Origin of the sequence: Enterococcus sp. AZ149, assembly GCF_051714285.1 — a bacterium.
Taxonomy (GTDB): Bacteria; Bacillota; Bacilli; order Lactobacillales; family Enterococcaceae; genus Enterococcus_D; species Enterococcus_D entomosocium.
On sequence record NZ_JBIORO010000001.1, the window covers coordinates 1,304,800 to 1,320,133 of the forward strand.

Below are 15,334 nucleotides of genomic sequence, written 5' to 3' on the forward strand. Positions count from 1 at the left end.
AATGATGTTAGGTGTTCGCTATTTTTATCAAAAATGGGTGGTAAATGAAATTTCGCTGGAAGAGAGATGTCTAACGATCAGGGAAAGTGGTATAATGATTGGAAGGATATTTTTTAAGAAGGTGAAGAAATGCGCTTTATACATACAGCTGATTGGCACATCGGAAAAAAACTACATGGCTATGATCTGCTGGAAGACCAACGAGCAATCATTGATCAAATCATAGCGCTAGCAAGAGCAGAAAAGGTCGATGCCATCGTCATTGCGGGGGACCTTTATGATCGTTCGGTTCCTGCTGTTGATGCAGTCAAATTACTAAATGAAAAAATCGCTGAAATCAATTTAACGAATGAACTGCCATTATTGGCTATCTCAGGAAATCATGATAGTCCAACTCGTTTAGAAACCGGCAGTCAGTGGTTTCAACAAACACGCTTTTACCTGTCCACCAGCATCGAACAAAGTTTGCACCCGGTTGAGTTTGACGATACACAATTCTTTTTACTACCGTATTTCGAACCCATCGAGGCCCGCTTGTTTTTTGATGAACCATTAATGAAGATTTCTGATAGTGTCCAAAGAGTCATTGAGGAGATGACCAAGAACTTTGACTCGTCCAAAAAGCAAGTGCTAGTGACCCATTTTTTTGTGGCGGGTTCTAGCCAAACAGATTCAGAAACAAAAATTCAAGTTGGCGGATTGGACAGCGTACCGACCACCGCTTTTGCGCCTTTTGATCGGGTTGTTTTAGGCCATTTACATGCCAATACGGCTCTCAAACACCCAAAGATCGGGTACAGCGGCTCACCACTGAAATTTTCCCTTTCTGAACGGACGAACCAAAAAGGGATCTATCTTATTGATACCGTAAAAGATACCAATGAATTTATTCCACTGACACCAAAAAGGGATATCCAGCAGCTGACGGCGTCCTTTGAGGAGTTGATCGATCCGGTTTTTTACCGTGATCTGGATCGTGAGGCGTTTTGGCATTTTCTGCTGACGGATCGTGCTGTGATTCCAAATATGATGAATCAGTTGCGAAAAATCTATCCATTTATTTTGTCTGTCGAACGGTTGAATGGACGAGAACAGACGAAAAAAAGACAGCTAACGACACGAGAAACCGACCCGCAGACCTTGATCAGTCATTTTTTTCAAGAAATGACGGGAGATTCATTGCTCGATTCACAAACCAAATGGATCGAACAAGGATTAAATGAAGCATTTGTCGTGGAAAAGAGGGAATAGTCATGCAACCGAAGTCTTTACAAATGAAAAATTTTGGTCCATTCATTGATGAAAAATTGGATTTTAGTCAGCTGCAAGCTGGCGGGTTGTTTTTGATCAGCGGTAAAACTGGTGCAGGAAAAACGACGATTTTCGATGGAATGACGTTTGCCTTGTTCGGTGAAACATCGGGGAATCTGCGCTCAGGCAAAGAAATGCGATCGATGTTTGCTTCACCAACCGAAGAGACCAGCGTCACGTTTACTTTTGAACATCAGCGTTTTACCTACCAGATCCAACGGAAACCGGAACAGACGTTAGCAAAAAAACGTGGTGACGGTGTCACTAACCAAACGGCAAAAGTTCAATTGACGATTTTTGACGCCGATGGCAAAGAGAAAAAGCAGATCAGTAAACGGACAGAAGTTGATGCGTTTATCAAGGATCTGCTGCAGCTGGATGCAAAACAGTTTTTTCAAATCATGATGTTGCCGCAAGGAGAATTTCGTAATTTTCTGATTTCCAGTAGTAACGAGAAAGAACGGGTTTTACGAAATCTATTTGGTACAGAAATGTACCAGCAATTTAATGAATGGCTAAAAGAGCAAGTCAAAGCACAAAGTAGAAAGCTTGAACATCAGCAACTAGTCGCTTCGCAGATCATGGAGCGTTTTGAATGGGAAGAAGTGCAAGAAGTTTTAACGGTTGCGGAATGTCTGACTTTATGGGCGCAAGATTTAGAGAAACAACAGATTCAACTTCAAAAGTTATTGCAGAGAAAAGACCAGGCAACGCAAGAAATGAAAGCTGCGCAAGATGCCTTTTACCGTGCAAAAGAAATCGAAAATGCTCGGATCGAATGGCAAGAACTACAAGAAAAAGCACAACTGTTGAATGCCCAAAAAAACGAGATCGATCAAAAAAAAGCACGATTGACTCAACTTGTGTGGGCGCTTGAACATCAAGAAATCATGCAGCAAAAAGAAGAACGCGTAAATGAAGCGCAGCAAGCAGCACAGCAAATCGACGAAACGAAGCAGCTGTTGCAAGATGTTCAGCGGCAACAAGTAAGCTGGCAAGATCAAAGACCGTTGATCGAAGAGACTAAGAAAAAGCATGAAGCTGCCAATCAAAGAAGCCAACAGATCCAGCAGCAGATTCCATTGGCGCAACGCACAGAAAAGCAGCGAGAAGAAGTGGCACAGCAGGAAAAAGCAGCACAGCAGCAAACGAGCAAATTGACCAAAATTACTCAAGTGCTTGCTAACACCAAAACACAAGAGCAGCAACTGGTAGAAAAAATTGAAACGTTAAGAACATTTCAAACAGAAGCATTAAAACTAGCTGAAACACAATTGCTAATTGAAAAATGGCAGCAAGCAAAGGCACTGGTTCGTGAAGCAGAGCAAAAAACAGGGGAACAACAACAAATTCATTCGGATTTGGTCCTTGAAAAACAGCAACTAGAAACATCTTTGCTAGAGCTGCAAAAAACGCTAAAACAAGAAACCAGTCAAAATGCTCGGATGCAAATTGCGCGGCTTCGTCTTTTATTGGAAGAAAATGAACCTTGTCCCGTGTGTGGATCATTGGATCATCCGAATGCACAGGAGCATACGACCTATCCCATTGAGGACATTCTTGCGAGTGAGCAAAGACTTGAGCAAATGCAAGAAAAATTGACGATAGTCCAACAGCAGGTATCGGCAAATCAAACGCTTCAAGAACAAGCGTTATTGCGGATCAATGAATGGCAAGCGACAAGCGTTTCGGCGGAAAAGCAAGCGGCTGCTGCTTGGAACGACGTTCAGCAGGCATACGCTAGGTTACAGCCTTTCGAAACGCAAGAGAAGCTTACTGAAGAAACGATTGCACAGGAATTAAAAAAACGACAATCTATCAATCAGCAAAAAGCCTCCTCTTACGAAGCAGCGCAAAAAACATATCAGGCAGTAAAGGGGCAATTGACAAAGTTAGATGAATCCTATCAGCAAGTCAGTGAGCAAGCAAAAAAGGCCGAGGAAGCGCGCCAACTTGCGGCAGGAAAATTGGCCTCTTTGCAAGAACAACTTGGTGGTGCTACTTACCAACAACTACAAGCCGATTTAGCGTCAATTCATCTTTTACTAAGGGAATATACGCAACAAATCGAGGCGGATGCCCGGCAAGAAGCACAGATCAAAGAGCAGCAAGCGATCCTTTCAGAGAAGTTGAAGAATGTACAACAATTTTTCGAAGAAAAGCAAGCCGCCAAGGCGAAAGCAGAACAACGGCTGATGCAACGATTGCAAGAAGCAGCGATGACTGAAGAAGCAATGCGGGAATTGATTGCCCAAGCTCCTCAAACAACCCTTCTGACAGAAGAAATCAAAACCTATGAGCAAGAAACGGCGTTTGTTCAACAGCGTCTGATATTGCTAGATACCCAATTAAAAGAGCAGGCGACAATGGATTTAATCCAATTGGAAACGACCTACCTTCAGTTGCAGACTGTGATGGAGAAATTACAGCAAGAAACGGTTCGCAAACAGGAGAAGGTCAACAGCAATCAACGGTTATTTGACGAGTTGCAAGTCATTTATCAGAAAAATGTAGAAGAACTTGCCCAATTAGGCCAACTTCAACAGTTGGCAGAAACCATCAATGGCGAAAACACGAAGAAAACCAGCTTGGAACGGTATGTGTTGCAACAATTTTTGACGGAGATCTTAGAAGTCGCCAATGAACGCTTGTCCCGTTTGACCCGTGGCCGCTATCAATTTGAATTAGCGGATAAAGTTGGTAGCTATCGAAGCTCAACAGGCTTAGAAATTGACATCTATGACGATAATGCCGGTCAAGTCAGAAGAGCACATACACTGTCAGGCGGTGAAAGCTTTATTGCAGCCTTAGCGTTAGCAATCTCTTTAGCAGATGTGATCCAGCAACGAGCTGGCGGGATTGAGATCGAAGCACTTTTCATCGATGAAGGGTTTGGCTCGCTTGATGAAGAATCATTGGAAATGGCGATGGAAGCATTAGAAATGATCGAAAATGAAGGGCGCATGATTGGGATCATCAGTCATGTTCGAGAACTGCGGGCAAGGATCCTGCAGCAAGTTTTCGTAGAAACCAACGGCAGCGGGCAAAGCCGGATCCGAATAAAAGAATAAGGAGAGGAGGGCTCTTATGAAGTGGAGTATTCCAGAAAAAGTAATCGAGCGGGGGAGAACGTATCTTAATGAAGGCCGTGTCCTGTCTGTCACCCCGGATAAAGAAAAAAATGTGTGGCATGCAGAAGTACTCGGAACAGAATTGTATTTAGTTACTTTGGATGCTACTGCCAAAGAAGTGGATTATTGCCAATGTCCCTATTGGGAAGAACATCATTATTGCAAACATACGGTGGCCGTCGAACTCTATTTACGCCAACAAGGAAAAACACGAAAAATCAATGAACAAACCCCCATCAAAAAGGCCTTCTCTGCTTCAGAGATGTTTTCAAATGGTTTTGCTCGCTTAGACAGCGAAAAGGAAGCGAGTAAACCATTACAGATTGAATTTCGGGTAGATACGATTGCGACAAATCCTTATCACCAAGAGATGGATATTTTAGGGGTCTCTTTGAAGGTCGGGCATCGCGGCACGGCCAGGACCTATGTCGTCAAAAACATTTATAAATTTTTACAGATGTATCAAGAGAACAAGCAATATGCGGCCAATAAGCAACAGACCTTTTTGCTTTCTGCGGATGCCTTTGATGAGAAAAATCGAGCTTTATTGAATCGATTGACAGGAATCGCGCAAACCCAACAATTAATGGGGCAAGCGGGCATTCAAATCAATGGCAAACTTGATAAAAAATACTTGCTTCTGCCCGTTGAATTCGGCAAAGAACTGCTATTGCAATTCAATGATGTCTACACGCAAATCACCATTGGTGAAACCAAGGTCAGCCAAGTAGACTTCCAATCGGGGGAACCATTGACGTTTTCAGTTACAAAAGAAACGGATCATTTTCCGCTGCAGTTCGTAAAAGACTTCGACCACTTACTTAGTTATTATAACTGGGGGCTGTTGGACGGAACATTTTATGAATTGACTGTCGAGCAAAAGGAGATCTATGTCACGATGCAGCAGCTGTTTAAACGTTTTGAACAGCCAATCATTGATTATCCAAAAGAAGAGCTGGCGAATCTCTTTATGAAAGTTTTGCCTTATTTGCGAAAAATTGGGCGTGTCCAAGTGGCTCCTGAGGTTCAAAATGACATCGAAGAATCTGAATTGAAAGCAGTTTTCTCCTTGCGGAAAATCAAAGGTCAAGTAGATCTACAAGTTGATTTTACTTATGGAGAAGTCGTTTTTTCAAGTGATGAAAAACATCAATACATGCCAGAAAATCATCCAGAGATTTTACGTGATTTCCAACAAGAAGCACGGATCGAAGCCATTATTGAAACCTTTGGCTATCAAGCCAGCAGCAAAAATTGGCAAAAAAATCTACCACTAGGTGAGCAACTCTATACCTTTTTTACGAGAGAGATCCCGGTCTTGAGACAATTAGGGGAAGTGCGGATCGGCAAGAAGCTGCGGGAACTCTACCTTGATGCCCAGCATCATCGACCAGAAATCGTGATTGAAGAGAATGGTTCTTGGTTGGATATCAAGTTTGATGTTAGCGGCATTCAAGAATCAGAGATCAACGATGTTTTGCGGAGTCTGTTGCAATCTGCGCAATTTTATACCACAGAAAATGGTCAAGTTCTTTCGTTGGAGTCGGAAGAGTTTCAAGAAGCAAGTGCTGCCCTCAAAAAATTGCGGCTCTCGTTAGATACGAAAAACGGGGCAATCCAAGTCCCATTGAATCAAGGGCTATTACTGCAAGAACAGTTTGCCGATCAAGCGAGTTTTAGCACAGGCTTTCAGCAAATGACGAAAGATTTGATCCATCCAGAAAACTTTGAGGCACAGTTGCCAGACAACTTGCATGCTGAGTTGCGGCAGTACCAAGAAGTTGGCTTTCGTTGGCTAAAAATGTTGAGCCATTATCAATTTGGCGGCATTCTTGCTGATGAAATGGGGTTAGGGAAGACCGTCCAAACCATTAGCTATTTGCTTTCTGAGAAACAAGAGCATCAAAAATTGAATGCGTTGATCGTGGCGCCAGCCAGTCTAACATTCAACTGGCAGCAAGAAATCAAACGGTTCGCACCTTCAATTTCAGCGACTGTCATCAGTGGAACGAAAGAAGAGCGAGAAGCGCAGATGGCGCAATCAGCGGACGTCCGAATTACTTCGTATGCAAGCTTGCGTCAGGACATTGATGCCTATCAAGCACTAGAGCTATCGTGTTTGATTTTAGATGAAGCACAGATGGTCAAAAACAGCGCGACCAAAACGGCACAGGCATTGCGATCCTTGGAAGTTCCGCAGCGGTTCGCCCTCAGTGGCACACCGATCGAGAACAATTTAGAAGAATTGTGGTCCTTGTTCCAAATGATTATGCCAGGCTTTTTCCCCAACAAGCAGAAATTTAAGGAACTATCTACACAGGAAATTGCAAAAATGATCAAACCCTTCATTTTGCGAAGAGATAAAAAATCTGTGTTACATGATTTGCCGCAAAAGCTGGAAACAAATTATTACAGTGTCCTAACAGAGGAACAAAAGAAAATTTATTTGGCGTATTTGCGACAAATGCGAGAAGAAATCGCGCAAATGGATTCTACGTCTTTCCGCAAAAATCGGATCAGTATTTTGGCTGGCTTGACTCGTCTACGGCAAATCTGCTGTGACCCTCGATTATTCGTGGAGGACTACGAAGGGTCTTCTGGGAAACTTGAACAGGTCAAAGATTTACTCTTAGCAGCCAAAGAAAATGGCCGTCGTGTCCTGCTATTTTCTCAGTTCACCAGTATGCTTTCGATCATTGAAGAAGAATTAGCCCAGGAAGGGTTTGAATCCTTCTATTTGCGTGGCAGCACACCGCCGCAAGATCGTTTGACGATGGTCAATGCTTTTAATAGTGGCGAAAAAGATGTCTTCTTGATCTCATTAAAAGCAGGAGGAACTGGACTAAATCTGACTGGTGCAGATACAGTGATTTTATACGATTTATGGTGGAACCCGGCAGTGGAAGAACAAGCCGCTGGACGAGCCCATCGGATCGGTCAAAAAAATGTAGTCGAAGTCTGGCGAATGATCGCCGAAGGAACCATTGAAGAACGAATGGATGCATTGCAACAAGAAAAGCGTGAGCTTTTCCAAAAAGTGATTCAAGGCAATGAAACCCAGCTTCAACAAATGACCGAAGAAGATATTCGCTTAATTTTGAGTATCGGCGAAGAACATTAAGCATTCAAAAAAACATGGACCCGCTTGAAGCGAAGGTCCATGTTTTTTAGTTATAGGCGTATGCAGGAAGCTGCAAGAGGGCGTCAATACTTTCTTGGAGCTGCGAGAAAGCAGTGATCGACACATCGGGTAAATCTTCCAATCCATTAGGCGCCTGACGAAGACGATGATTGAACCACAAGGCTTGCCAACCGGCTTTTTTGCAGCCCACTACATCATTATCAAAGTTGTCACCTACGTACAGTGTTGTTTCTGGATCAAGAGCAAAGGCGGTTTCTGCCAATTGGAAAATTTCTAGTTCTGGTTTCTGATAACCGGTTGCTTGTGAAATGATCATATGCTCTGGTTTGATCCATCGAGTCAGTTGCAACTGATTCAACTTCTTTTGTTGGTGGTCGGTGGGACCGTTAGTAATAATTCCTAATTTGATTGGCAATTTGGACAAATAACTCAAGGTTGACTCAACTTCTGGATGTAGCGTGATAGCATCTAGTTCTTGTTCATAGCACAGCTGAAACTGGCAGCTTTCTTCCATAGTAATAGAGAAATAACCTAAGTCCGTTAGAGAATGAGTCAGCCGGTAATAACGAAAATGCTCCAGCGTCCATTCATTCGCCAATACCCTTCCAAACTGTTCATCGCTATGTACGCGAAAACGCAAATAAAGAGCGGTTAGGTCCTTGCGGGCAATTTGTGGAAAGCATGAGGTTATGGCATTACGAAATGGTTGTTGCTGGTCATATAAGGTATCATCGACATCAAAAAGAATACTAGTGATCAAAAGAGACACGCCTTTCAGAGTTAGTGAAAATTTTCAGTTTGTTTTCGAATCAATCATAAGCCATTATTCCTGTAAAAAAAAGAGGGAAATCCCTGTAAAATAAAGGTTTTATTTACTGTTTTTAGAAATCCGCGTCTTGATAGGTTTTCAAAATTATAGTGAATTTTACCCATTTTCACATGTTTCTCATTTTGCATTTCTTCAAAGAGTTGCTTATAATGAAAGCTATTGAGGAGGGGGAAATGTGTTAAAAAGGTTTTTTCGTTATTATCGACCGTATCGGTCACTATTTATGCTAGATTTTACTTGTGCGGTATTTGCTGGTTTATTAGAACTGGCCTTTCCCGTTGCCGTCAACCAAGTAATCGATAAGATCATGCCCCAGAACAACTTTCGCTTGATACTATTGGCTTGCTTAGGCTTGTTCTTGTTTTATGTGATCAATACTGTGTTGCAATATATCGTGGTTTTTTATGGTCATAAACTTGGGGTCAATATTGAGACAGATATGCGTCAAGAACTGTTTCGACATCTGCAGACCCAATCTTTTGAATATTATGACAATCAAAAGACCGGCAAGCTGATCAGTCGCTTGACCACGGATCTCTTTGAAATCTCTGAAGTCGCTCACCATGGGCCAGAAGATGTTTTTATTACCATCATGACTTTGGTGGGGGCATTCCTATTGATGTTGAATATGCACGTTCAATTAGCGGTAGCGACATTTGCGTTGATTCCATTGATTACGATTGCCTTGGTTTTTTTCAATAAGAAAATGACCAAAGTCAATACACAGATCTATGACAACCTCGGTGAGTTCAACGCCGGAGTGGAAGCATCTGTTAGCGGCATTCGAGTGACCCAATCGTTTGCTAATGAAACGTTCGAACATAAACGCTTTGATGGATTGAGCGAAATCTATCGGCAATCGAAGATCCTTTTTTATAAGGTAATGGCGATCAGTTCAGCGTATAATTACTTTCTGATTCGCTTGATCAACTTGTTTGCTCTGATTTTTGGTGCTTACTACGTGATTCGTGGTGAACTGACGAATGGCCAGTTTGTTGGGTTTATTTTATTATCGAATGTCTTTGTTAGACCAATTGAGAAGGTCAATACGATGATTGAAAGCTATCCGAAAGGCATCGCTGGCTTCAAACGATTGACCGAAGAATTGGATAAAGAACCGACGATCAAAGACAAACCAGGGGCACGGGCTGTTCAATCATTAAAAGGGGATATCGTCTACCAAGATGTTTCTTTTTCCTATGCGGATGCGACGAAAGTCTTGAATCACATCGATTTATCGATCAAAGCTGGCGAGACGATCGCCTTCGTCGGGCAAAGTGGCTCAGGGAAAACCACGTTATGCAACTTGTTGCCGCGTTTTTATGAAGTCACTGAAGGCGCCATTACGATTGACGGCATCAATATTCAGGAGATGACCCTGGCTTCTTTACGTCAGCAGATTGGGACTGTGCAGCAAGATGTCTTTCTTTTCCCGGGAACGATTCGAGAAAATATTGCTTATGGCAAACTTGATGCAACAGAAGAAGAGATTTTAAAGGCAGTCAAATTAGCACACTTAGAAAAGGTCATCGATCAAATGACGGATGGGTTAGATACGGTCATCGGTGAACGAGGAGTCAAATTATCCGGTGGTCAAAAGCAGCGGGTAGCGATTGCTCGGATGTTCTTAAAAAACCCGCCGATTTTGATATTAGATGAAGCAACATCAGCGTTGGATACAGAAACCGAGCAAGTGATTCAAGAGTCATTGAATTCTTTGGCAGATGGCCGTACAACCTTGATCATTGCCCATCGCCTCGCAACGATCAAACATGCGACACGCATCATTGTCGTTAGTGATAAAGGCATCTTAGAAGAGGGGACCCATGAAGATTTGATGGCGAAAAAGGGACATTATCGCGCATTGCATGATGCGCAATTCGCTCGTGATGGAGAACCTTCTCTCCCTTAGAAGAAAGAAATGAACGATCAATCCAAGAAAACACTAGTCTTTTTATACTTTGTCAGGAAAAAGCATAAAAGACGGGTTTCTTAGGTTGATCGTTTTTCACTAAATTTTTGTGAGAAACCCTTTTCATTTATAAGCAGATATTCATTTCTCCTACTGTTTTATTGTCGATTATGACAGAAATGCTTGTATGGTTTTCTGATTAAAAAGGAATGTGATACAATGGAATCAAGAATGAAGACATTGGTTGAGAATCTTCTCTGGAAAAAATAACATATATTTTTATTGTAGCCCTGTCGTTTCCAAGGCAACAAGGGATCGTGAAATTTTTCCTTTGAAAACGATTGAGCCATGGACTTGGTTTTTTCCTCCTTTTTTTTGATTACACATGTAATTACAGAGGGGAAATTAAAAAACGCGGGATTCAACTAAAAGAGTATTTTAATATTCTGACATCTTTTTGATACACCTTTGACACACTGTTGTATAAAAGAAGTAATATTAAAAAAAAATTTGATTTTTCTCATTTAAAAATAAACTTTTTGAGTGAAACCTTTTGCCTAAAAGGTTTCGCTTTTAATATAACTTTCGAGTTTTATTAAAAAATATGAGATTTAGACTAGATTTTTTTTAGTTAAACCTGTATAATTGAAATCAAGCGAGGGAACAGGACTTGCTTGATTGAAAATTAAAAAGGAGAGATGCACGTTGTTGACACTATACACTTCCCCAAGTTGCACATCTTGTCGCAAAGCTCGTGCGTGGTTACAAGAGCACGAAATCCCTTTTGTTGAAAGAAATATTTTTTCAGAACCGTTAAATATTTCTGAGCTTAAGGCAATTCTACAAATGACAGAAGATGGCACAGAAGAAATTATTTCCACCAGATCCAAAGTATTCCAAAAGTTGAATATGGATCTAGATGACTTGCCCCTAAAAGATTTATTGACACTTGTTCAAGAAAATCCAGGATTATTGCGTCGGCCAATTATGATCGATGAAAAACGATTGCAAGTTGGGTTTAACGAAGATGAAATTCGTCGGTTCTTACCTAGGGATGTTCGCCAACTGGAACTAAGACAAGCGCAATTAATGGCAGGCTTATAAATTTGACTTCATCGACTCGCTTTCTCGTAGAAAGTGAGTCTTTTTTTGAGTTTTTACGTTTTTCTTAAGAGGATATTCGTTTTCTCTTTACTTTTTATCAGGTTTCGATACAATGAACCTATAGTGAGTAGCAAAAGTGAGGTGTAGCTAATATGGAAATGGAACATATCAATGAGAACACCATTCGTGTATTGATCAAAAGTGAAGACTTAGCTGCGAGAGGCATCACTTTTCTTGACCTTCTAGGAAATCACAATGAAATTGAAAACTTCTTTTACAGTATTCTTGAAGAAGTTGATATTGACGAAGAATTTAAAGGCAGTGAAGCTGTAACTTTCCAAGTCTTGCCTAAAGGCGATGGGTTAGAATTGTTTATTAGCAAAAATCTTCCACCAGAAGGAATGGAAAATTTTGATGAGATGAACGATGAAGCGAATGAAGACATTACCGATATGTTGAAAAAACATGTAGCGGCTCAATTACAAGAGTCAGAGCAAGCAGAAGAAATCGGCAATCGTTTTGTATTTGAGTTGTTGCGATTCGAAGATATGATTCAATTGGCATCCGAAGTATATTTGGATTCCGTTGCAACCAATCTTTACCAAATGGGCAATCATTATTATATTGAAATTCGATTTATGGATGTAGATATTACTGATATTGAAGTGGAAAATGCACTTTCTTATTTGATGGAATTTGCCCAAAGGACTTCAGTGACGCCCGAAGTTTTATCAGAATACGGTGAGTTGATCATGGAAAACGATGCACTTGAATTGACTCGTTTCTATTTCAAGAATGATTAATGGATGAAAATCATTTCCAGCCAAGGACATTTTGACAATGTTTTTGGCTTTTTTGATTGTGTTTGACGAATCTGGCGTACCTCTTATTGAGGTGAGCCAGATGTTGAAAGCGTTTAACCAAAGAAAAGAAGTCATCCTAGCGAAAGGGGCAAAGAAATCCTCGGGCCCTTTTTATTGCCCAGGCTGTCAGAAAGAAGTGATTTTGAGGCAAGGACTTAAGCGACAGTCCCACTTTGCCCATCAAGCCACCACTGATTGTCAGACATACAGTGAAGGGGAGACGAAGGAGCACTTGGAAGCAAAACAACTTTTGTTTGAATGGTATCAAGAGATGGATATTGAACTTGAAGCCTACTTGCCGCAACTTCAGCAGCGACCTGATCTCTGTTACAAAAATATTGCCGTTGAAGTCCAGTGTTCTTCACTCAAGTTTTCACGATTTCTGGAACGAACCAGCACTTATTTAGCAAATGGTTATCAGCCTTGGTGGATCCTAGGGACCAAAATGTATCCGAAACGCCATTGGTCGCTTTTGGCAAAAGCCTGCTGTACTTATCAGTCTACTGGCTTTTGCTTGTGGCTCATTGATACGCGAAATCAGGCATTGGTGCGGCTGCACCAAATCAAATGGCACTATCAAGAAGGGGTAATCAGTCGACGAAGCGCTATACAAAAAGGGGAGCCATACAGGAAAGAGACACTTCGACCTTTGTACGAAGCAGATGAATCAGATACCCACCATTCTATTGAATGGGTAGCGGTCGATTATCGTTTGTGGGTGATTCGAAAACTGCGAAACAGACTGCCTAAAATCAGAGAGATTCAAGAAATAGTATACCCGTTGAATGGGAATGTCTCACAGTTGCCTCTTTGGTGCTATTGTGAAAGTCGGTTTGGCTTTTTATTTGAACACCACATACTGATTTTTCGCTTTCTCTATTTAAGTGAATGTCCCATTAGTTTTGAACAGTGGTTGATTCAGTTGAGGAAGCTGCATTGGCAATGGTGCTTTCCTTTGCTTGATCAAAGAGAAATATTGAGAGAAATCTTTCAAGAATGCCAATATTTAGAAAATTCGGTTTCTTTTTCAAGCCAATGATTTGGTTTCGTTGAAAAGTGTGATAAGATATTTTTAACCAATGAACAAGGAGTGAAGGGAATGTCAGAAACAAAACAATTACCAGCACGTGAATCGATTCCAGTCGAAAAAACGTGGGACTTAACGAAAATCTATGCCGATGATGCGGCTTTTGACATAGAATTTCAAGAAATCCAAGCACAGCTTAAAGAAGCTAGCAGTTACCAAGGCACTTTAGCAGATGGGCCACAAGCCTTCCTATCCGCTTTAGAATTTGTCTTAGATCTTTCTCGCCGTTTAGAGAAACTGTATGTTTACAGTCATTTGAAAAATGATCAAGATACCGCTAATACGACTTATCAAGGCTTATATGCGAAAGCCAGCAGTTTAGTTGCGCAAGTAAGTGAAGCCGTTGCTTGGTTTGATCCCGAATTATTGACGATGTCCGATGAAACCATTTGGGGCTATTTCGATCAAGAACCGAAACTAGCTGTTTATCGTCATATGATCGAAAAAACTATTAACGAGCGGCCCCATGTTTTGCCTGCCGATCAAGAAGCGCTATTGGCCGGAGCAGGCGAAATTTTTGGAGCATCCGGCAACATTTTTTCTGTTTTAAACAATGCTGATTTGGATTTTCCAGTAGTTGAAGACGAAAACGGGGAAAAAGTACAGCTATCTCATGGTGTATACGGTGAGTTGATGGAAAGCACGGATCGGTCTGTTCGGGAAGCGGCCTTTAAAGGTCTCTATGGCGTTTATGAGCAATTCCGCAATACCTTTGCCCAAACCTTAAGTACGAATATCAAAGCCCACAACTTTAAAGCCAAAGCCCGTAAATACGACTCGGCACGCCAAGCCGCTTTGAGTGCCAATCATATTCCTGAAAGTGTCTATGATACCTTAGTGGACGTCGTTAATCAGCATTTGCCATTATTACACCGATATATGGCATTAAGAAAACGCCTGTTGGCTGTCGACACGCTTCATATGTATGATGTGTACACGCCGATTTTAGGGGAAGCACCGATTCGCTATACCTATGAAGAAGCAGTCGAAAAAGCGAAAGAAGCGCTAAAACCATTAGGGGAAGAGTATCTAGCTGTAGTTGAAGAAGCCTTCAGCAATCGGTGGATCGATGTCGTTGAAAACAAAGGCAAACGCAGTGGTGCCTATTCTTCAGGTGCTTATGACACACTGCCTTATATCTTAATGAACTGGAATGATCGATTGGATCAACTCTTTACCCTCGTTCATGAAATGGGACACAGTGTGCATAGTTACTTCACACGGAATAACCAGCCTTATGCCTATGGGGATTACTCGATCTTCTTAGCAGAAATCGCTTCAACCACGAATGAAAATATTTTAACGGAATACATGCTTCGGACTGAGACTGATCCGCGGGTCAAAGCCTATGTCTTGAATCATTTTCTTGATGGATTCAAAGGAACGATTTTCCGTCAAACGCAATTTGCCGAGTTTGAACACTTCATGCACGTGGAAGATGCGAAAGGAACGCCGTTGACCAGTGAATTCTTAAGCGAGAACTATGCCGAGTTAAATGCAAAATACTACGGACCATCAGTTGAAAAAGATCCGGAGATTCGTCTTGAGTGGTCACGCATTCCGCATTTCTATTACAATTACTATGTTTACCAATATTCAACTGGTTTTTCGGCAGCTTCTGCTTTGGCGAAGAAAATCTTAGCTGGCGAACCGGATGCCTTAACTAACTATTTGAACTATTTGAAAGCCGGACGTAGTGATTATCCAATCGAAGTCATGAAAAAAGCAGGCGTAGATATGACGAAAGCAGATTATATTGAAGATGCAATGAAAGTATTTGAGCAACGCTTGAATGAATTGGAAGAACTCGTAAAAGAAATCGAAGCATAATTGAAAAGAGTACAAACCAGTCCGAAAAGGATTGGTTTGTTTTTTTTGTTCCTCCTGCAATGAAAAACGCTGCGCAGCGAGCCAAACACAAGATCATCGTTTGGCTCGCTGCGCAGCGTCGCTAT

Annotated in this window: 9 protein-coding genes; 8 read left to right on the forward strand and 1 reads right to left on the reverse strand. The window is 41.5% G+C overall.

Annotated features, from left to right (window positions below; genetic code table 11):
* Window positions 1-129 precede the first annotated feature (129 nt).
* From IGI94_RS06140 to IGI94_RS06150, 3 genes are read left to right on the forward strand one after another with little or no spacing between them, the layout of a single operon-like run.
* Window positions 130-1,251, forward strand: coding sequence for an exonuclease SbcCD subunit D (locus tag IGI94_RS06140; protein ID WP_005236763.1), 1,122 nt, complete (start codon window positions 130-132; stop codon window positions 1,249-1,251).
* 2 nt (window positions 1,252-1,253) lie between these two features.
* Window positions 1,254-4,382, forward strand: coding sequence for an SbcC/MukB-like Walker B domain-containing protein (locus IGI94_RS06145; RefSeq protein WP_429967114.1), 3,129 nt, complete (start codon window positions 1,254-1,256; stop codon window positions 4,380-4,382).
* Between the two features lie 16 nt (window positions 4,383-4,398).
* On the forward strand, window positions 4,399-7,563 hold the full coding sequence (locus IGI94_RS06150) for a DEAD/DEAH box helicase (protein WP_016613244.1): 3,165 nt from the start codon (window positions 4,399-4,401) through the stop codon (window positions 7,561-7,563).
* A gap of 46 nt (window positions 7,564-7,609) precedes the next feature.
* Here IGI94_RS06150 and IGI94_RS06155 read toward each other — a convergent pair whose 3' ends face one another.
* A complete protein-coding gene (locus IGI94_RS06155) occupies window positions 7,610-8,344 on the reverse strand; it encodes an HAD family hydrolase (protein WP_034872213.1) in 735 nt (244 codons plus the stop codon).
* A gap of 244 nt (window positions 8,345-8,588) precedes the next feature.
* On the opposite strand from IGI94_RS06155, the gene IGI94_RS06160 reads away from it, so the two are divergent.
* From IGI94_RS06160 to pepF, 5 genes are all read left to right on the forward strand, one after another.
* Window positions 8,589-10,325, forward strand: coding sequence for an ABC transporter ATP-binding protein (locus IGI94_RS06160; RefSeq protein WP_005236757.1), 1,737 nt, complete (start codon window positions 8,589-8,591; stop codon window positions 10,323-10,325).
* A gap of 705 nt (window positions 10,326-11,030) precedes the next feature.
* On the forward strand, window positions 11,031-11,429 hold the full coding sequence (gene spxA, locus IGI94_RS06165) for a transcriptional regulator SpxA (RefSeq protein ID WP_003127030.1): 399 nt from the start codon (window positions 11,031-11,033) through the stop codon (window positions 11,427-11,429).
* 152 nt (window positions 11,430-11,581) lie between these two features.
* Window positions 11,582-12,232 carry an adaptor protein MecA gene (locus tag IGI94_RS06170; RefSeq protein ID WP_016621314.1) on the forward strand — a complete coding sequence of 217 codons (651 nt, stop codon included), beginning with the start codon at window positions 11,582-11,584 and terminating at the stop codon, window positions 12,230-12,232.
* Window positions 12,233-12,332: 100 nt separating this feature from the next.
* A complete protein-coding gene (locus tag IGI94_RS06175; protein ID WP_438899551.1) occupies window positions 12,333-13,331 on the forward strand; it encodes a competence protein CoiA in 999 nt (332 codons plus the stop codon).
* Between the two features lie 60 nt (window positions 13,332-13,391).
* Window positions 13,392-15,209, forward strand: a complete 1,818-nt coding sequence (gene pepF / locus IGI94_RS06180; RefSeq protein ID WP_086372733.1) for an oligoendopeptidase F — start codon at window positions 13,392-13,394, stop codon at window positions 15,207-15,209.
* Window positions 15,210-15,334 lie beyond the last annotated feature (125 nt).